Raw genomic sequence first — 19379 nt, 5'->3', positions numbered from 1 at the left:
CGCCCGACGGCGGCGGGAATCCATCATCCAGAACCGACACAATACGGGGGAGACTCACCCATGAATCGTTTCAAGACTTTCGCGCTCCGTTCGATCACGGCCGGCGTCGCCGCACTCGCGCTGGCTGGCGTCGCGCACGCGCAGACGGTCAAGGTCCTGTCGATCGTCGATCATCCGGCGCTCGATGCGATCCGCGACGGCGTGCGCGCCGAACTGAAGGCGCAAGGTTACGGCGACGACAAGCTCAAGTGGGAATACCAGAGCGCCCAGGGCAACACGGGCACGGCCGCGCAGATCGCGCGCAAGTTCGTCGGCGACAAGCCCGATGTGATCGTCGCGATCGCGACACCGGCCGCGCAGTCGGTCGTCGCGGCGACGAAGAGCGTGCCGGTCGTCTACTCGGGCGTGACCGATCCGGTCGCCGCGCAGCTCGTGAAGGGCTGGGGGCCGTCGGGCACCAACGTGACGGGCGTATCCGACAAGCTGCCGCTCGACCGCCAGGTCGCACTGATCAAGCGCGTCGTGCCGAATGCGAAGACGGTCGGCATGGTCTACAACCCGGGCGAGGCGAATTCGGTCGTCGTCGTGAAGGAGCTCAAGGAGCTCCTCGCGAAGCAGGGAATGGCGCTGAAGGAAGCGGCCGCACCGCGCACCGTCGACATCGGCCCCGCCGCGAAGAGCCTGATCGGCAAGGTCGACGTGATCTACACGAACACCGACAACAACGTCGTGTCCGCGTACGAAGCGCTGGTGAAGGTCGCGAACGAAGCGAAGATTCCGCTCGTCGCCGGCGACACCGACAGCGTGAAGCGCGGCGGCATCGCGGCGCTCGGCATCAATTACGGCGATCTGGGCCGGCAGACCGGCAAGGTCGTCGCGCGCATCCTGAAGGGCGAGAAGCCGGGCGCGATCGCGTCGGAGACGAGCAGCAACCTCGAACTGTTCGTCAATACGGGCGCGGCCGCGAAGCAGGGCGTCACGCTGGCGCCGGATCTCGTGAAGGAAGCGAAGACGGTCATCAAGTAAGCCCGCGGCACGAGCGCCGCGCTGGCAGGCCCGATCCGGGCCTCGACGACATCGCCGGACGGGCGGCTCCCACCCGGGCCGCCCGTTCGCTTCGCCCGGCCGTACACGTCCGGCCGGGAAGCAACAGGATTTCCCCATCATGTCTCTGTTCTCGTTTCTGGGCGCCCTGGAGATCGGCCTGATCTTCAGCCTCGTCGCCCTCGGGGTGCTGATCTCGTTTCGCATCCTCAACTTCCCCGACCTCACCGTCGACGGCAGCTTTCCGCTCGGCGGCGCGGTCGCCGCGACGCTGATCTCGGCCGGCTACGACCCGTTTTCCGCGACGCTGCTCGCGATCGTCGCGGGCGCGCTGGCCGGCTTCGTCACCGGCTGGCTGAACGTGCGCCTGAAGATCATGGATCTGCTCGCCAGTATCCTGATGATGATCGCGCTCTACTCGGTGAACCTGCGGATCATGGGCCGGCCGAACGTGCCGCTGATCACCGAGCCGACGCTGTTCACAGTGCTGCAGCCCGACTGGATGCCCGATTACGTGCTGCGCCCGGCGCTGCTCGCGATCGTCGTCGTGGTCGCGAAGCTCGGCCTCGACTGGTTCTTCTCGTCGCAGCTCGGCCTCGCGATGCGCGCGACCGGCGCGAATCCGCGGATGGCGCGTGCGCAAGGCATCGCGACCGGTCGCGCGACGCTCGCCGGAATGGCGCTGTCGAACGCGCTCGTCGCGCTCGCGGGCGCGCTGTTCGCGCAGACGCAGGGCGGCTCGGACATCTCGATGGGGATCGGCACGATCGTGATCGGGCTGGCCGCGGTGATCATCGGCGAGACGCTGCTGCCCGCACGCCGGCTGGTGCTGACGACGCTCGCCGTCGTGCTCGGCGCGATCGTCTACCGCTTCTTCATCGCGCTCGCGCTGAACAGCGAATTCATCGGCCTGAAGGCGCAGGACCTGAACCTCGTGACGGCCGCGCTCGTCACGATCGCGCTGGTGCTGCCGGCGACGCGCAAGAAGTTGTTCGCGCGCAAGAACGGAGGGGCATGACATGTTGTCCGCACAAGACCTGAAACTCACGTTCAATCCCGGCACGCCGATCGAGACGCGCGCGCTGCGCGGGCTGTCGCTCGAGATTCCCGACGGCCAGTTCGTCGCGGTGATCGGCTCGAACGGCGCCGGCAAGTCGACTTTCCTCAATGCGGTCAGCGGCGATCAGCGCGTCGATGTGGGGCGCATCGCGATCGACGGCGCGGATGTGACGCGCCAGGCCGCGTGGGACCGCGCGCACCTCGTCGCGCGCGTGTTCCAGGATCCGATGGCCGGCACCTGCGAGGCGCTGACGATCGAGGAGAACATGGCGCTCGCGATGGCGCGCGGCGTGCGGCGCGGTTTCCGGGCCGCGCTCGATCGCCCGTCGCGCGAGCTGTTCCGCGACAAGCTGCGGCTCCTGAACCTGGGGCTGGAAAACCGGCTGACCGACCGGATCGGGCTGCTGTCGGGCGGCCAGCGGCAGGCCGTGAGCCTGCTGATGGCGTCGTTGCGGCCGTCGCGTATCCTGCTGCTCGACGAGCACACGGCCGCGCTCGACCCGAAGACGGCCGCGTTCGTGCTGGAGCTGACCGCGCGCATCGTCGCCGAGAGCAAGCTGACGACGATGATGGTCACGCACAGCATGCGGCAGGCGCTCGACTATGGCGACCGCACGGTGATGCTGCACCAGGGGCAGGTCGTGCTCGACGTGTCGGGCGATGCGCGCCGCGGACTCGATGTGCCGGACCTGCTGCAGATGTTCGAGAAGGTGCGGCACGAGCAACTCGACGACGACGCGCTGTTGCTGGGGTGAATTGGGTTGCTTTCGGCTGTTTTGGCTGGTCTCTCGGGTGTTCCCGGCTGCTTTCGCCGGATCCCGGCTGATTCAGGCTGAGCCGGGCTGATCGACCGGACGGCTGCCCGGGCTGCCCGGCCGGCGCGCAGGTTTGGCGTCGGTCGAGCGGTCCGTTTTCGTATGCGGAATACGGCCGTTCCGTCGCGTCGGCACGGCCTTCGACTTCGCAGCAGCGGACGCGTGCGTTCCGGCCCTCCCCGGCCTTCCCGACGATCTGCATGTCCCTTTTTGTTGAGGCCTGACAGCGCCCGTTGCGATCCTCTATACTGTATATCCATACAGCATCGAGCCGCATGATGTCCGCCTCATCCCTGTCCCCCGAATCCCTTCATCCGTCGCTGTGGCGCGGCTCGCAGCTCGCGCGCGGCGGTCTGCGCACGATCGACACGGGCTTCGCGCCGCTGTCCGCCGAATTGCCGGGCGGCGGCTGGCCGGTCGGCGGGCTCGTCGAGCTGCTGGCCGCGCAGCCGGGCTGCGGCGAGATGCGCTTGCTCGCGCCCGCGCTCGCGCGCACCGTCAGCGCACGGCGGCCGCTCGCGCTCGTCGCGCCGCCGCAGGTGCCGCATGCAAGCGCACTCGCCAGTCTCGGCGTGCCGGCCGATACGCTGCTGTGGCTGCGCGCCGGCAGCCGCACGGATGCGCTGTGGGCGGCCGAGCAGGCGCTCAAGGCGGGCTGCTGCGGGGCCTTGCTGCTCTGGCAGGACGCGCGCCCCGATGCGCTGCGGCGCCTGCATCTCGCGGCCGCGCGCACCGGCGACACGCTGTTCGTGATGCTGCGTCCGCTGGCGGCCGCGCGGCAGCCGTCGCCCGCGGTGCTGCGGGTCGCGCTGTATCCGGTGCCGGGCGGCGTGTCGCTCGACATCGTCAAGCGGCGCGGGCCCGCGCGCAGCGAGCCGCTTGAGCTCGACCTGCCATCCCCGATCGTGGAGAGCCGCTATGCGCGTCTTGCTCGGCATCCATCTGCCGCGCCTGCCGCTCGACGTGTGCGCCGCGCCGCCGTCTGACGGCGAGGCGGTCGACGCCGGCTGCGCGGTGCTCGAACACGGCGCCGTGCTGATCGCCGACGCGGTCGCGCGCCGGCAAGGCGTGCGTGCGGGCATGAAGCGCGGCGGCGTGCTGACGCTCGCGCCCGACACGCACCTCGTCGAGCGCGATCCCGCGCGCGAAGCCGATGCGCTGCGTGCGGTCGCGCTCGCGCTGTTGCGCTTTTCGCCATGCGTCGCGCTCGGCGACGAAGCCACGCTGATCGTCGACGTCGGTCCGAGCCTGCGGCTGTTCGGCGGGCTGCCGTCGCTGTGCCGGCAAGTGCGCGCGACGCTCGCGGCGCTCGGCTATGCCGCGCGCCTGTCCGCCGCGCCGACCGGCGGCGGCGCGTGGCTGCTCGCACGCGTGTCGTCTCGCGCACGGATCCGGCGCCGGGTCGCCGGGCACGCGTCGCTCGTTCGCGCGCTCGATCGGCTGCCGTGCGTGCTGCTGCCCGACGCACGGCCCTATGCGGGCTGGTTCGACGGCCTCGGCTGCCGCACGCTCGCCGATCTGCGCGGCCTGCCGCGCGCGGGGCTGCAGCGGCGCTGCGGTCCCGCGCTGCTGGCCGCGCTCGATCGCGCGTACGGCGACGCGGTCGAGCCGCTCGCGTGGATGGCGGTGCCGCCGGTGTTCGACGTGCGGCTCGAATTGCCGGAGCGCGTCGAATACGCGGAAGCCGTGCTGTTCGCCGCGCGGCGGCTCGTCGTGCAGCTGTGCGGCTGGCTGGCCGCGCGGCAACTGTCGCTGGCCGCGATGACGTTCGAGCTCGAGCACGAGCGCGGCCGTCAGGCCGTGCCGCCGACCCCGCTCGAGCTCGCGTTCGCCGCGCCCGTGCGCGACGAGGTGCATTTCATGCGGCTGCTCGGCGAACGGCTCGCGCGCGTCGAGCTGCCGGCCGCGGTGATCGCGGTGCGGCTGAAGGCCACGCGTGTCGAATCGGTCGCGCCGCCGGCCGACGATCTGTTCCCGGAGCCGGGCGGCACGAAGGAGACGCGCGCGCGCCTGTTCGAGCTGCTGGTCGCGCGGCTCGGCGCGGAGAGCGTGCTGCGCGCGGTACCGGCGGCCGATCATCGGCCCGAGGTGGCGAACCGCTGGGTGTCGCTCGATGCGCAGGCCGGCAAGCCGGCGGGCGCGCCGCCGGCGGTGCCGCCGCGTCCGGCGTGGCTGCTGGCGGAGCCGCTGCCGCTGCTGATGCGCGAGAACCGGCCGGTGTTTCATACGCCGCTCAGGACGATGTCGTCGCCCGAGCGGATCGAGGCGGGGTGGTTCGACGGTCAAACGGCCGAGCGCGATTACTACGTTGCGCAGGACGAAGAGGGCGCGTGCTACTGGATATTCAGGGAGCGCATGAGCAGCCAGGCGAACCCGCATTGGTTTCTGCACGGCCTGTTCGGGTGAGCGGCGATGACGACCGAGTACACGTTGCTTCCGGACTATGCGGAACTGTTCTGTCGCTCGAACTTTTCGTTCCTGCACGGCGCATCGCATGCGGAAGAACTGGTCGAGCGCGCCGTGGAACTCGGCTATCGCGGGATCGCGATCACCGACGAATGCTCGCTCGCGGGCGCGCCGCGGATGCATGTCGCGGCGAAGGCGGCCGGATTGCCGCTGATCGTCGGCTCGTATTTCGAGGTGACGCCGGACGATGTGCCGCCCGGCTACGATCCGGGCCCCGGCGCGTTCGGGCTCGTGTTGCTCGCGCAGAACCGCGAGGGTTACGGCAACCTGTCCGAGCTCATCTCGTGGCGGCGGATGGAAGCGCCGAAGGGTACGTACCGGCTGACGTCGAAAATGCTGTCAAGGCCGCCCGAGGCATTCGCCCATCTGCGCGGTATGCCCGAGTGCTTCGCGATCCTCGTGCCCGCGTATCCGGTGCGTGCAAACGTGCTCGATGCGCAGGTTGCGTGGTTTCGCGCGACGTTCGGCGAGCGGGCGCGGCTCGGGCTCGTGCAGTTGCAGCGTGCGCTGGACGGCCCGCAGCGCGACGAGATTCGCGAGGTGGGCGCGCGGCGCGGCGTGCGCGTCGTCGCGCTCGGCGACGTGACGATGCACAGGCGCTCGTGCAAGAAGTTGCAGGATGTGATGACGGCGATCCGCATTGGGATGCCGGTTTCGGAATGCGGGTATGCGCTCGCACCGAACGCGGAGCAGCATCTGCGTGCGCGGAACCGGATCGCGAAGCTGTTTTCGCCGGCGGAGATCGCCGAGACTTGCGCGATTCTCGACGGTTGCCATTTCTCTCTCGGCGAATTGAAGTATGAGTATCCCCTTGAACTCGTGCCGCGCGGACATACGCCGACCAGTTACCTGAAACAGGAGACGTGGGCGGGCGTGGCTCGACGTTACTGGAATGGCGTGCCTGAAAAAGTGGCGAAGCAGATCCGGTACGAACTGGCGCTCATCGCGAAGCTGAACTACGAACCGTTCTTCCTGACCGTCTACGACATCGTCAAGTACGCGCGCAGCCGGAACATCCTGTGCCAGGGCCGCGGCTCGGCCGCGAATTCGGTGGTCTGCTATTGCCTCGGCATCACCGAGGTCGATCCGGACCAGAGCACGACGCTGTTCGAGCGCTTCATCAGCGAGGAGCGCGGCGAGCCGCCCGACATCGACGTCGACTTCGAGCATCAGCGTCGGGAAGAGGTGATTCAGCATATCTACGAAAAATACGGACATGATCGCGCCGCGCTGGCGGCCGCCGTCTCGACGTATCGCCCGCGCGGCGTGCTGCGCGAAGTCGGCAAGGCGCTCGGCGTCGATCCGATGCTGGTCGATCGCGTGGCGAAAGGGCACCGCTGGTTCGATGGCAGCCGCGATCTGCTGCAGAAATTCGCGACGGCCGGGCTCGATCCCCACACGCCGCTGATTCGCGCATGGGCCGAACTGGCGGGGCGGCTGCTCAATTTCCCGCGCCACCTGTCGCAGCATTCGGGCGGCTTCGTGATCAGCCGCGGCAAGCTCACGCGGCTCGTGCCGGTCGAGAACGCGGCGATGGACGGGCGGCGCGTGATCCAGTGGGACAAGGACGATCTCGAGGCGCTCGGGCTGATGAAGGTCGACGTGCTCGCGCTCGGCATGCTGTCGGCGCTGCATCGCGCGTTCGACCTGCGCACCGCGTGGCGCGGCCCGGCGAAGGACGGCAAGCCGTTCACGCTGAAACACATTCCGCGGGAGGACAAGGCGACCTACGACATGATCTGTCGCGCCGATACGGTCGGCGTGTTCCAGATCGAATCGCGCGCGCAGATGTCGATGCTGCCACGCCTGCGGCCGCGCACTTATTACGACCTGGTGATCGAGGTGGCGATCGTGCGGCCCGGGCCGATCCAGGGCGGCGCGGTGCACCCGTATCTGAAGCGGCGGCAGGGACTCGAAAAGGTCAGTTACCCGAAGGAAGACCTGAAACCCGCGCTCGAACGCACCATGGGCGTGCCGATCTTCCAGGAGCAGGTGATGCAGATCGCGATGATCGCGGCGGGCTTCACGGCCGGCGAGGCCGACGGGCTGCGTCGCGCGATGGCCGCATGGAAGCGCAAGGGCAATCTCGAGAAATATCACGTCAAGATCGTCGAGGGGATGCGCGAACGCGGCTACCCGCCCGATTTCGCCGAGCAGATTTTCGAGCAGATCAAGGGCTTCGGCGATTACGGCTTCCCCGAAAGCCATGCGGCGAGCTTTGCGAAACTGGCCTACGCGAGCAGTTGGCTCAAATGCCACGAACCGGCGATCTTCCTCGCCGCGCTGCTGAACAGCCAGCCGATGGGTTTCTATCCGCCGTCGCAACTCGTGCAGGACGCAAAGCGCCACGGCGTGCAGGTCCTGCCGATCGACGTGACGCAAAGCGGTTGGGAGGCATCGCTCGAAGCGCTGCCCGGCCAGCCGCCGCCACACGGCCAGCCGGCTGTGCGGCTCGGCCTGTCGCTCGTGAGCGGCTTCGGCGAAGCCGCCGCGCGCCGGATCGAAGCCGCGCGCGCGGCCGGCCCGTTCGACAACGTCGACGCGCTTGCGCGCCGCGCGCAACTCGAACGCCGCGACCTCGAGGCGCTGGCGGCTGCGAACGCGCTCGCGACGCTCGCCGGCCATCGCCGCGACGCGCTGTGGCAGGCCGTCGCCGCGGCGCCCGAACGCGACCTGCTCGCGGCCGCGCCGATCGACGAACCCGAGAAGCCCGCGCTCGGCGCGCCGTCCGAAGCCGACGAGATCCTCGCCGATTACGACACCACCGGTCTCACGCTGAACCGCCACCCCGTCGCGTTGCTGCGGCCGGGGCTGCGCGCGCGGCGGCTGTCGTCCGCGGCCGAGCTGCGCGATCGCCCCGACGGCCGGCTCGCGCGCGCATGCGGGATCGTGATCTCGCGGCAGATGCCGGGCACCGCGAAAGGCGTGATATTCATGACGCTCGAGGACGAAACGGGCTGCGTGAACGTGATCGTCCGACCCGAGCTGCTCGCGCGGCAGCGTCGCGAGGCGCTCGATTCGCAATTGCTCGCGGCGTCGGGGGTCTGGCAGGTCGTGAGCGACGTGAGGCACCTCGTCGCGCAGCATTTCGAGGATCTGACGCCGCTGCTCGGCGGCCTGCGCACGTCGAGCCGCGAATTCCACTGATATTTCGCCGACCCTACTTCCGCCCGACTTCCCTGACGCGAATCGCCGGCCCAGCGGCACGTCGCCACACGATGCATACCAGTTGGCTAAATTGGTTCTATTCCGGTCTCATATCCCCTTCCGAAGCACGCCCGAATCACACCGGAGAACTGTCCCCTTGCATACCACCTCGGGTAAATCCCTATCCCGCACTGCGTTGTAAACAAAGGCTTTGTCGGCACTAAAACGCTTGCCGTGCAAGGCTTTCGGCGATTTTCGCAGCGCTAATACCAGTTCGTTGACTGGTATTATGGTGGTTATATAATGCGTTCACTTTCGACGGTCCGAGATCGTCGTCCGACACGCGGAGGCACATGGAAACCGGCTGGTCCGAACTGGCGCCCGATCCCTTCGACGACACGCCGCTCTATCTGCAGCTCGCCCGCAAGCTGGCGAGCGCGATCCACGCCGGCGCGTGGCGGGCCGGCGAGGCGCTGCCGTCGGAGCGGCTGCTGTCGGTGTCGGTCGGCGTGTCGCGGATCACCGCGCGTCGGGCGCTCGCGCTGCTGGTCGAGCAGGGACTGATCAAGCGGGCGCGCGGCGCGGGCAGCTTCATCACGCCGCGTGTCGCCGATCCGCTGTCGCATCTCGTCGGCTTCACCGCGAAGATGCGGCAGCGCGGCTTCGTGCCCGATTCGGTGTGGCTGTCGCGCACGCTGCGCGCCGCGAGCCGCGACGAGACCACGCATCTCGGCCTCGCGCCCGGCGCGACGGTGGCGCGGCTCGAACGGCTGCGCCGCGCGGACGGCATCGTGATGGCCGTCGAGCATTCGACGCTGCCCGCCGCGGTGGTGCCCGATCCGCAGGCGCTCGGCGCGTCGCTGTACGAATACCTCGAGGCGCGCGGCATGACCGTCGTGCGCGCGCTGCAGCACTTTCGCGCGGCGAACGCGACGTACGCGATCGCGAAATGGATGGCGGTGAAGCCGGGCTCGGCCCTGCTGGTGATCACGCGGATCGGCTATGGCGCCGACCAGCGCGCGATCGAAATGAGCGAAACGTATTGCCGCGACGACTACTACGACTTCGTCGCCGAACTGAAACGCTGACGCGCGAGACTGCCGGCGCACCACGCGCGATGGAACGCAATCGGGCGCGACGAATCGCAACGAAATGGCAAATCACGACGCGGATGCCCGCGTCACCGGATCATCAAGAGAACGTCATGCTGACTGGCAACATCCTCACCCCCGACGGCTGGATTCACGGTTCGCTCGATAGCGAGAACGGTCGCATCACCACGCTCGACGGCGTGCCCGTCGATCCCGCGCAGAACGACGCACCGTACATCCTGCCCGGCTTCATCGACCTGCACGTGCACGGCGGCGGCGGCGCCGACGTGATGGAAGGCGGCGACGCGATCGAGACGATCGTCCGCACGCACGCGCAATTCGGCACGACGAGCCTGCTCGCGACGACGATGACCGCGCCGCGCGACGAACTGATGGAGGTCGTCGCGAACCTCGGCACCGTCGCGCGCAACCGCACGCCGGGCGGCGCGCGCGTGCTCGGCGTGCATCTCGAAGGGCCGTACATCAACCCCGGCAAGCTCGGCGCACAGCCCGACGCGGCCGTGTCGGCCGCGCTCGACGAGGTGCTGAAGTACCTGTCGATCGCGCCGATCCGCGTCGTCACGCTCGCACCGGAAATCGCGGGCCACATCGAGATCATCGGCGAGATGGCCGCGCGCGGCGTGCGCGTGCAGCTCGGCCACTCGCTCGCGACCTACGACGACGCGGTCGCCGCGCTCAAGCACGGCGCATGCGGCTTCACGCACCTGTTCAACGCGATGTCGCCGCTGCATCACCGCAACCCGGGCCTCGTCGGCGCGGCGCTCGCGCACGCCGAATACGCGGAAATCATTCCCGACCTGCTGCACGTCCACCCAGGCGCGATTCGCGCGGCGCTGCGCGCGATTCCGCGCCTGTACGTCGTGACCGACAGCACGTCCGCCACCGGCATGCCCGACGGCGAATACCGGCTCGGCAGCCAGCACGTGACGAAGTGCCTCGGCGGCGTGCGGCTCGCCGACGGCACGCTCGCCGGCAGCACGCTGACGATGGACCAGGCGCTGCGCAACCTCGTGTCGCTCGGCCTGCCGATCGCCGACGTGTCGAACCGGATGTCGCGCTATGCGGCCGACTACCTCGGCGTCGCCGATCGAGGCCGCCTCGAGCGCGGCGCATGGGCCGACCTCGCGGTGTTCGATCGCGACCTGAACCTCACCGCGACCTACGTCGAAGGAGAATCGATTGTCGAATATGCTTAAGGAAGCGCGCGAGTCCGCCCAGGTCGTCGCCGCGCAGATCGCCGACACCGCGCGCGTCGAAGCGCTCGCCGGCCAATTGCTCGATCACCCGCCGGCCGTCGCGCTGACGGTCGCGCGCGGCAGCTCGGATCACGCCGCCAGCTATTTCGCGAGCCTGACGATGAGCCGCCTCGGCGTGCCGGTCGCGTCGCTGCCGATGTCGGTCGCGACGCTGCAGCAGGCGCCGCTGAAGGTGAAGGACCAGCTCGCGATCGCCTTTTCCCAGTCGGGCAAGAGCCCCGATCTCGTCAATACGATGGCCGCGCTGCGCGAAGCCGGCGCACGCACCGTCGCCGCCGTGAACGTGCTGCCGTCGCCGCTCGCCGACGCGTGCGAGCACCAGTTGCCGCTGCTGGCCGGCCCCGAGCTGTCGGTCGCCGCGACCAAGAGCTATATCGCGATGCTGTCGCTGTCCGCGCAGATCGTCGCGTACTGGCAGCGCGACGCCGCGCTGATGACCGCGCTGCGCGGCCTGCCCGACGTGCTCGCGCAGGCCGGCCGGCTCGACTGGTCGCAGGCCGTCGCGGCGCTCGCGGGCATCGAGCGGATGATCGTCATCGGCCGCGGCCTGGGCCTCGCGATCGCGCAGGAAGCCGCGCTGAAGCTGAAGGAAACGTCCGGCATCCAGGCCGAGGCGTTCTCGAGCGCCGAAGTCCGTCACGGCCCGATGGAGCTGATCGACCGCGACTATCCGCTGCTCGTGTTCGCGCCGCCCGGGCCCGAGCAGGCCGGCCTGCTGCAGCTCGCCGCGGACATGCGCGCACGCGGCGCCGCCGTGCTGCTCGCGGCGCCCGCCGGCACGCCCGGCGTATCGGGCACCGTGCTGCCGCTCGCGCAGTCCGCCCATTCGGCGCTCGACCCGATCGCCGCCATTCTTTCGTTCTACGTGATGGCGGCGGATCTCGCCGTCGCGCGCGGCCGCAATCCCGACACGCCGCGCCACCTGAACAAAGTGACAGAAACGCACTGATAGCCGAGAAAGCCGATGAGACGCGCCGAGGAATCCCAGTTGAAGAGCCCCACCCACGATCAGATCGTTCTGCTCAGCCCGTTGACGGGGCCGATCGTCGCACTGGCCGACGTGCCCGATCCGGTGTTCTCCGGCGGGATGTTCGGCGACGGCATCGGCATCGACCCGCTCGCGGGCCGGCTCGTCGCGCCGTGCGCGGGCGTCGTGTCGCATCTGGCGCGCACCGGCCACGCGGTGACGATCACGACGCCGCAAGGCGCGGAAGTGCTGCTGCACATCGGCATCGATACCGTCGAGCTGAACGGGCAGGGCTTCATCGCGCACGTCGAAGCCGGCGCGCGCGTCGAAGCGGGTGCGCTGTTGATCGAGTTCGACCAGGACGCGGTGGCGCGCCATGCGCATTCGCTCGTGTCGGTGATCGCGATCGCGAATTCCGACGCGTTCGAGGTCGTCGATCGCGCGAGCGGTTTCGCGACCGCCGGCGAGACGCCGTTGCTCGCGCTGCGCGGCAAGGGCGACGCCGCCGCGCAGGCGGCGCAGGCGGGTGCTGCCGCGCACAACGAAGTGCGCCGCGCGATCGTGCTCGCGCAGCCGGGCGGGCTGCATGCGCGGCCGGCCGCACGGGCGCGTGAAGCCGTGCGCGGGTTCGACGCGGCCGTCGACGTGCTGTACGACGGCCGCAAGGCGTCGATCGCGAGCGTCGTCGGCCTGCTCGGCCTCGGCGCCGGCGAAGGTGCGACGGTCGAACTGGTCGGCCGCGGCGCGCACGCGCAGCAGGCGGTCGATGCGGTCGAGCACGAGCTGCTGCGCGAGGCGCACGGCGAAGTGGAAGAAAAGCCGGCGCGGCTGACATCGCCCGCGCCGCAGACGGTCGCACGCCACGCCGGCGCACCGATCGACGGTGCGCCCATCGATCCGAACACGCTCGCCGGCGTATGCGCGTCGCCCGGCATCGCGGTCGGCACGCTGGTGCGTCTCGACGATGCGGACATCGTGCCGCCCGAACAGGCCACCGGCACGCCGGCCGCGGAAAGCCGCCGGCTCGACCACGCGCTGAAGGCGGTCGACGCCGAACTCGGCGAAACGGTGCGCAACGCGTCGGCGCGCGGCGCGGTCGGCGAAGCGGGCATTTTCGCGGTGCATCGCGTGCTGCTCGAGGACCCGACGCTGATCGACGCGGCGCGCGACCTGATCAGTCTCGGCAAGGGCGCGGGCTTCGCATGGCGCGCGACGATCCGCACGCAGATCGACACGCTGTCGAAGCTCGACGACGCGCTGCTCGCCGAACGCGCGGCCGACCTGCGCGACATCGAGAAACGCGTGCTGCGCGCGCTCGGCCACACGAACGGCGCCGCGCGTGCGTTGCCCGACGAGGCGGTGCTCGCGGCCGACGAGTTCACGCCGTCCGACCTGTCGTCGCTCGATCGCGAGCGCGTGACCGCGCTCGTGATGGCGCGCGGCGGCGCGACGTCGCACGCGGCGATCATCGCGCGGCAGCTCGGCATCCCGGCGCTGGTGGCGGTCGGCGACGCGCTGTACGCGATTCCGGACGGCACGCAGGTCGTCGTCGATGCGAGCGCGGGCCGGCTCGAACACGCGCCGACCGCGCTCGACGTCGAGCGCGCGCGGCACGAGCGCCAGCGCCTGGACGGCGTGCGCGAGACGAACCGGCAACGGGCCGGCGAGGCGGCCGCGACGGTCGACGGCCGCGCGATCGAGGTCGCCGCGAACATCGCGACGCTCGACGACGCGAACACCGCGGTCGACAACGGCGCGGACGCGGTCGGGCTGCTGCGCACCGAGCTGATGTTCATCCATCGCCAGGCCGCGCCGACGGCGGTCGAACACCGGCAGAGCTACCAGTCGATCGTCGACGCGCTGCAGGGCCGCACGGCGATCATCCGCACGCTCGACGTCGGCGCGGACAAGGAAGTCGACTACCTGACGCTGCCGCCCGAACCGAACCCGGCGCTCGGCCTGCGCGGCATCCGTCTCGCGCAGGTGCGCCCCGATCTGCTCGACGATCAATTGCAGGGCCTGCTCGCGGTGAAGCCGTTCGGCGCGGTGCGCATCCTGTTGCCGATGGTGACCGACGCGGGCGAACTCGTGCGGCTGCGCAAGCGCATCGACGAATTCGCGCGCGCGCAGGGCCGCACCGAGCCGATCGAGGTCGGCGTGATGATCGAGGTGCCGTCGGCCGCGCTGCTGGCCGACCAGCTCGCGCAGCACGCGGATTTCCTGTCGATCGGCACCAACGACCTGACCCAGTACACGCTCGCGATGGACCGCTGCCAGGCCGATCTGGCCGCGCAGTCCGACGGCTTGCATCCGGCCGTGCTGCGCCTGATCGACATCGCCGTGCGCGGCGCGGCAAAGCACGGCAAGTGGGTCGGCGTGTGCGGCGCGCTGGGCGGCGATCCGCTCGCGGTGCCGATCCTGGTGGGCCTCGGCGTGACCGAACTGTCGGTCGACCCGGTGTCGGTGCCGGGCATCAAGGCGCGTGTGCGCCGTCTCGATTACCAGTTGTGCCGTCAGCGCGCGCAGGATCTGCTCGCGCTCGATTCGGCACAGGCGGTAAGGGCAGCAAGCCGCGAGGTCTGGCCGCTCGACTGACGTCGGCGGGGGGCGCGCGACCCGTTTCACTACGAAAGCAATTAGGTCAACGACGATTGAAGAGACATGGATTGGAGGACTGAATGGACGGGAACCCGTTTCTGAAGATACAGGGCCTGGGTCGGGCGCTGATGCTGCCGATCGCGGTATTGCCGGTCGCCGGCATCCTGCTGCGGCTCGGCCAGCCGGATGTGTTCAACATCAAGATGATCGCCGACGCCGGCGGCGCGATCTTCGACAACCTGCCGCTGCTGTTCGCGATCGGCGTGGCGGTCGGCTTCGCGAAGGACAACAACGGCGTGGCGGCGCTCGCGGGCGCGATCGGTTACCTGATCGAAACCGCGATCATGAAGGACATCGATCCCAAGCTGAACATGGGCGTGCTGTCCGGGATCATCGCGGGCGTGGTCGCGGGCCTGCTGTACAACCGCTACAAGGACATCAAGCTGCCCGACTACCTCGCGTTCTTCGGCGGCAAGCGGTTCGTGCCGATCATCACGGGGCTGGTCTGCGTGATATTGGGCATCGCGTTCGGGTACGTGTGGCAGCCGATCCAGCATGCGATCGACGCGGCCGGCCAGTGGCTGACGACGGCGGGCGCGATCGGTGCGTTCGTGTTCGGCTTCCTGAACCGTCTGCTGCTCGTCACCGGCCTGCACCACATCATCAACTCGCTTGCGTGGTTCGTGTTCGGCAACTTCACGCCGCCCGCCGGCGGCGAGATCGTGCACGGCGACCTGCACCGCTTCTTCGCGGGGGACCCGACCGCGGGCACCTTCATGGCCGGCTTCTTCCCGATCATGATGTTCGGCCTGCCGGCGGCGTGTCTCGCGATGCTGCACGAAGCGCCGAAGGAGCGCCGCGCGATGGTGGGCGGCCTGCTGTTCTCGATGGCGCTGACGTCGTTCCTGACCGGCGTGACCGAGCCGATCGAGTTCAGCTTCATGTTCCTCGCGCCGGTGCTGTACGTGATCCACGCGGTGCTGACGGGGTTGTCGCTCGCGCTCTGCCAGATTCTCGGCGTGAAGCTCGGCTTCACGTTCTCGGCCGGCGCGATCGACTACGTGCTGAACTACGGGCTGTCGACGAAGGGCTGGATCGCGATTCCGCTCGGCATCGCGTATGGCGCCGCGTACTACGGGCTGTTCCGCTTCTTCATCCGCAAGTTCAACATGGCCACGCCGGGCCGTGAGCCGGCATCGACCGATGCGGCCGCGCAATCGTACGCATCGGGCGGCTTCGTCGCGCCGGGCGCGGCTGCGACGGCTGCCGCACCGCGCGCGCAACGCTACATCGCCGCGCTCGGCGGGGCGGCCAACCTGTCGGTCGTCGACGCGTGCACGACACGCCTGCGCCTGACCGTCGTCGATCCGGAGAAGGTATCGGAGCCGGAACTGAAGTCGATCGGCGCACGCGGCGTGCTCAAGCGCGGCGGCAACAGCGTGCAGGTGATCATCGGGCCCGAGGCCGACATCATCGCCGACGAGATGCGTGCTGCGATCGGCGGCGGCGCGACCGGTGCCGCATCGGCGGCAACGGGCGCTGCCGCGCAGCCCGTCACGGGCGCGGCCGCCGGGCCGCTCGATCCGGAGCCGGCCCGCTGGCTCGCGGTGTTCGGCGGGGCGACCAACGTCGCGTCGCTCGAGGCGGTGGCCGCCACGCGCCTGCGCGTGGTCGTGCGCGATCCGTCGGCGGTCGATCGCGAGCGTCTCGGCACGCTCGACGTCGCATGGGTGTCGCTCGACACGTTCCACATCGTCTGCGGCAACGCGGCGGCGCGCTATGCCGAACAGCTCGGCGCGCGCCTGCCGCCGTCGGGCGGCGGCACGGCCGCACAACCGGCGTGATGCGGTGAAGCCGGCCTGATCGATCCGCGCGGCGGATTCGGGCCGGCGGTCAAAAAAGCACGGCTTGCGACGTACGCGTCGCAAGCCGTTTTTCTTTTTGGGGCGGGCGATGCGCGATGCGTTGGCCCGCATCGCGCATCGCCGGATGCTTTCAGCCGTTCACGGATTCGTCAGCGTGAACGTCGGCTTCCGGTAGCCGACGCCGGCGCGGTCGAGCTTCGGCAATTCGCGTTGCGTGAGCAGCGTCGCGAAGCCGGCCCAGTCGCGCTGCAGCGCGGCGATGTCGACGTGGTGCGTGTCGCCGCGCTTGAAGCGCACGCCGGCCGCATACGGCAGCTCCCAGTCGGCCCGGTGCCACGCGCGCTCGGCGAGCGCGAGCAGCCGCGGATAGGCCATGTATTCGAGGAAGGTGTCGTTGCGCATCACTTCGCCCCACGCCTGGCCTTGCATGCCTTCGATGCGCGGCGCGGCGCCCGTGCCCGTCACCTCGAACGGGTTGCCGTCGCGGTCGCCCATCACCTCGGCGTTCTGCGGCAGGTTCTCCGGCGCGAACGAGAACACCTTGTACTCGTCGGTGGCGTGCGAGCCCCAGTAGTAGCCGCGCTCGCGCGGATTGAGCGTGTACGGGAAGTCGAAGTACAGATAGTCGGGCAGCGCGAGCACCGTCAGGTAGCCCTTGCCGCTCAGGTCGCGCGCGCTGTCCGACGCACCCCAGAAGACCGTGTCCCACAGCGACACCATCACGTGGCGCGTGCTGAAATCCTGCGGCCCGTTCGCATGCTTGATGCCGTCCTGCCACGCGGCCATCGTGCCGATCCCGTTCGCGTCGACCGCCGCGCTCACCTGTTTCGCGAAACGCGTCGGCAGCTCGTCGATCGACTTGATCTCGCCGCGCTGGAGCAGCGCCGTGCACGCGGGCGACCGCGCCCACGGCTTGTCCTGCGCGGCCAGATCGATGCGCCCCTTGTTCGGGTCGGTGCCGTTCAGCGGCTGGAAGCCGCCGCCGAGGAAGATGTTCTTCGCTTCGTCGCCGCCGTAGTGCCAGGTCTGCAGCGGCGCTTGCGCGTCCGCGTGCATCGCCGCGATCTCGCGGATCACCTTCGACGCGAAGTTGAGCGCGCCCGGCACGCACGGGTTCAGATCGCTGCGCCGGTCGTAGAACTGCACCGTCGTCAGGTTCGTCGTGTCCTGCGGGTCGAGCAGCCGATACGCGTTCGCTTCCTGCTCGCGGCCGGCCGCATGCAGCCGCCGGTAGCGCGCCTCCATCGTCACGACGGCCGCCCGTGCATGCGCGGGCATGTCGATCTCGGGGATGATCTGCACGAAGCGAGCGGCCGCGTAGCGCACGAGCGCCACGTAGTCGTCGCGCGTCAGGTAGCCGCCGCCGGAGCGGTTGTCGGGGCCGGAGCCGAGCTGCGGCAGCAGGCAGCGCGTCTCGCTCGGGTCGTGGCAGCGGCGTGCGCCGATCTCGGTCAGCTCGGGCAGGCCGGGAATCTCGATGCGCCAGCCTTCGTCGTCGGACAGATGCAGGTGCAGGCGGTTGAGCTTGTACGCGCTCATCTGGTCGATCAGGCGGCGCAGCGTCGCCTGATGCTTGAAATTGCGCGCGAGATCGACGTGCATGCCGCGATGCGTGAAGCGCGGCGCGTCCTCGACGAGCATCGCCGGGATCGGGCCGCCGCCGGCCGGCGCGAGCGAGTAGAGCGTCTGCACGCCGTAGTAGAGGCCCGCGCGATCGTAGCCTTCGATCAGCACGCCGCGCGGCCCGATCGCGAGCCGGTAGCCGCCCGGTGTCGCGAGGTCGGCCGGCAGCCGGCGCGGCGCGAGTGCGCCGCGAACCGGCACGCGCGCGCCGTCGAGCCCGAGGGTCGTCGCACGCTCGCGCAGCGCCGCGACCTGGGCGTCCGGCAGATCCGGCAGCGAGAGTTCGACGCCGCGCAGATCGAGCGTGCCGGGCAGCGGCTGTTCGCGCTTCACGCTCGGCAGCGCGCGGCCCGGATCGGGGCGGGCGGCCACCGGCGGCGCGTTGCCGGTCGAGTTGCTCTGCGCGTCGGCCGGCAGCGATTCGACGTAGCGCAGTTCGTTGTCGGTGTCGTCGTAGCGCAGCACGGCCGGCGGCGCGCCGTCGACGACGACATACGGGCGCGGAATCACGTCGCTGTAACGCAGCAGCCAGTATTCGGCGACGAACGGCAGCTCGATGCGCTCGCCGGGCGCGAGCCGCACCGAGCCCGGCTGCGGCGTCAGTTCGTACAGGTCGCCGGTGAGCCGCCGCAGCGCGAAGCCCGGACGATCGATCCGCAGCAGGCGGCGGATGCTGTGCAGGTAGAGCTTCCAGCCGCCGTCGGCGATCGCCTGGTGGCCGCGGTTCTGCAGGATCAGGCGGCCCGTCGCGCAGGCGGCGCCGTCGGCGCCGAGATCGGCGCACGGCACGCCGGCCGCGGCCGCGTGGTTGTTGTCGACGGCCACGCGCAGCGCGAGGCCGTCCGACAGCAGCGCCGCGAGACCGGCCGCCTGGGCGCCGCCGGTGCTCGCGCCGGCGACGGCCGACGCCGGCGTCGACGCCGCCGAGATCGCGGCCGGCGACAGCACCGCGATCAGCAGACCGGCAATGAGGGAGGGCAAGGTAGATTTCATTCGAACTCCTGAGGAAAAGGGGGCGTAGCGGCGTCGTGACGCGACGTCGCTGCGAGCGGGTCTTTCAGTGGAGCTGCGGGCGATACCAGCACGCGGGGCGATGCGGGTGCCCCGCGCGCATTCGGCACGCGGGAGCGTGCGTTACGGAACGGGAGGCGGGCATGCGTGCCGATCGGACCGGCGCGGCGGCGGGCGCGGATTCATCGGCGGCAGCCGGCAATCGCCACGCCGGCGAGGCGGCGGCAGCCGGCGGCATTCGTCCGGCCGCGCACGGTCGCGACGACGGCGCGCACCCTCGCGCACGGACGTCGACACGGCGCGCAGGCGCACGCCCTACACGGAATTCGCATGTCTCCCCCACCCGGAAGGAATCGGCCTGTCAGCGGCCGTGTCCAACGATCTTATGAAACCTTTTATTGGTATTCAAGTGGTAT

General features: G+C 69.9%; 12 protein-coding genes. 11 read left to right on the top strand and 1 reads right to left on the bottom strand.

Annotated elements, in window-relative coordinates; translation table 11 throughout:
• The first annotated feature begins 60 nt into the window (after positions 1 to 60).
• The 11 genes from WS95_RS19740 to nagE all read left to right on the top strand — a co-directional run bounded on the left by WS95_RS19740 (position 61) and on the right by nagE (position 16308).
• Positions 61 to 1026: an ABC transporter substrate-binding protein gene (locus tag WS95_RS19740; protein ID WP_059825166.1), complete on the top strand. Its 966-nt coding sequence runs from the start codon at positions 61 to 63 to the stop codon at positions 1024 to 1026.
• A gap of 139 nt (positions 1027 to 1165) precedes the next feature.
• Positions 1166 to 2062 (top strand): ABC transporter permease, encoded by an 897-nt coding sequence (locus WS95_RS19735; protein ID WP_034208444.1) that lies wholly within the window; start codon positions 1166 to 1168, stop codon positions 2060 to 2062.
• A gap of 1 nt (position 2063) precedes the next feature.
• The gene (locus WS95_RS19730; protein ID WP_059825164.1) at positions 2064 to 2858 is read left to right on the top strand and encodes an ABC transporter ATP-binding protein; all 795 of its coding nucleotides are present in this window, start codon (positions 2064 to 2066) and stop codon (positions 2856 to 2858) included.
• 338 nt (positions 2859 to 3196) lie between these two features.
• Positions 3197 to 3904: a translesion DNA synthesis-associated protein ImuA gene (imuA, locus tag WS95_RS19725; protein ID WP_059825278.1), complete on the top strand. Its 708-nt coding sequence runs from the start codon at positions 3197 to 3199 to the stop codon at positions 3902 to 3904.
• A complete protein-coding gene (locus WS95_RS19720) occupies positions 3837 to 5324 on the top strand; it encodes a Y-family DNA polymerase (RefSeq protein ID WP_059825162.1) in 1488 nt (495 codons plus the stop codon). The genes imuA and WS95_RS19720 overlap by 68 nt, the downstream gene beginning before the upstream one ends.
• Before the next feature lie 6 nt (positions 5325 to 5330).
• Positions 5331 to 8531: an error-prone DNA polymerase gene (locus WS95_RS19715; protein ID WP_059825159.1), complete on the top strand. Its 3201-nt coding sequence runs from the start codon at positions 5331 to 5333 to the stop codon at positions 8529 to 8531.
• Positions 8532 to 8884: 353 nt separating this feature from the next.
• Positions 8885 to 9619, top strand: a complete 735-nt coding sequence (locus tag WS95_RS19710) for a GntR family transcriptional regulator (protein ID WP_059825156.1) — start codon at positions 8885 to 8887, stop codon at positions 9617 to 9619.
• A 116-nt stretch (positions 9620 to 9735) separates the two neighbouring features.
• Positions 9736 to 10839 (top strand): N-acetylglucosamine-6-phosphate deacetylase, encoded by a 1104-nt coding sequence (gene nagA / locus WS95_RS19705; RefSeq protein ID WP_034208765.1) that lies wholly within the window; start codon positions 9736 to 9738, stop codon positions 10837 to 10839.
• On the top strand, positions 10832 to 11848 hold the full coding sequence (locus WS95_RS19700; RefSeq protein WP_059825155.1) for an SIS domain-containing protein: 1017 nt from the start codon (positions 10832 to 10834) through the stop codon (positions 11846 to 11848). Before nagA ends, WS95_RS19700 begins: the two co-directional genes overlap by 8 nt.
• A 15-nt stretch (positions 11849 to 11863) precedes the next feature.
• The gene (gene ptsP, locus WS95_RS19695; protein WP_059825152.1) at positions 11864 to 14461 is read left to right on the top strand and encodes a phosphoenolpyruvate--protein phosphotransferase; all 2598 of its coding nucleotides are present in this window, start codon (positions 11864 to 11866) and stop codon (positions 14459 to 14461) included.
• Between the two features lie 83 nt (positions 14462 to 14544).
• Positions 14545 to 16308 (top strand): N-acetylglucosamine-specific PTS transporter subunit IIBC, encoded by a 1764-nt coding sequence (nagE, locus tag WS95_RS19690; protein ID WP_059825151.1) that lies wholly within the window; start codon positions 14545 to 14547, stop codon positions 16306 to 16308.
• A gap of 159 nt (positions 16309 to 16467) precedes the next feature.
• Here nagE and WS95_RS19685 read toward each other — a convergent pair whose 3' ends face one another.
• Complete coding sequence (locus WS95_RS19685; RefSeq protein ID WP_059825148.1) at positions 16468 to 18945, bottom strand: family 20 glycosylhydrolase; 2478 nt, start codon at positions 18943 to 18945, stop codon at positions 16468 to 16470.
• Between the last annotated feature and the right edge of the window lie 434 nt (positions 18946 to 19379).

This window comes from Burkholderia sp. MSMB1826 (assembly GCF_001526325.1).
Lineage (GTDB): Bacteria > Pseudomonadota > Gammaproteobacteria > Burkholderiales > Burkholderiaceae > Burkholderia.
The sequence above is the reverse complement of the archived record's forward strand: the minus strand, read 5'-3'. Positions and strand labels throughout refer to the sequence as shown.

What these genes read in the sequence shown, in the direction of transcription:
- WS95_RS19740 (WP_059825166.1), top strand. Translation starts at nt 61, where the DNA reads ATGAATCGTTTCAAGACTTTCGCGCTCCGTTCGATCACGGCCGGCGTC.
- WS95_RS19735 (WP_034208444.1), top strand. Translation starts at nt 1,166, where the DNA reads ATGTCTCTGTTCTCGTTTCTGGGCGCCCTGGAGATCGGCCTGATCTTC.
- WS95_RS19730 (WP_059825164.1), top strand. Translation starts at nt 2,064, where the DNA reads ATGTTGTCCGCACAAGACCTGAAACTCACGTTCAATCCCGGCACGCCG.
- imuA (WP_059825278.1), top strand. Translation starts at nt 3,197, where the DNA reads ATGTCCGCCTCATCCCTGTCCCCCGAATCCCTTCATCCGTCGCTGTGG.
- WS95_RS19720 (WP_059825162.1), top strand. Translation starts at nt 3,837, where the DNA reads ATGCGCGTCTTGCTCGGCATCCATCTGCCGCGCCTGCCGCTCGACGTG.
- WS95_RS19715 (WP_059825159.1), top strand. Translation starts at nt 5,331, where the DNA reads ATGACGACCGAGTACACGTTGCTTCCGGACTATGCGGAACTGTTCTGT.
- WS95_RS19710 (WP_059825156.1), top strand. Translation starts at nt 8,885, where the DNA reads ATGGAAACCGGCTGGTCCGAACTGGCGCCCGATCCCTTCGACGACACG.
- nagA (WP_034208765.1), top strand. Translation starts at nt 9,736, where the DNA reads ATGCTGACTGGCAACATCCTCACCCCCGACGGCTGGATTCACGGTTCG.
- WS95_RS19700 (WP_059825155.1), top strand. Translation starts at nt 10,832, where the DNA reads ATGCTTAAGGAAGCGCGCGAGTCCGCCCAGGTCGTCGCCGCGCAGATC.
- ptsP (WP_059825152.1), top strand. Translation starts at nt 11,864, where the DNA reads ATGAGACGCGCCGAGGAATCCCAGTTGAAGAGCCCCACCCACGATCAG.
- nagE (WP_059825151.1), top strand. Translation starts at nt 14,545, where the DNA reads ATGGACGGGAACCCGTTTCTGAAGATACAGGGCCTGGGTCGGGCGCTG.
- WS95_RS19685 (WP_059825148.1), bottom strand. Translation starts at nt 18,945, where the DNA reads ATGAAATCTACCTTGCCCTCCCTCATTGCCGGTCTGCTGATCGCGGTG.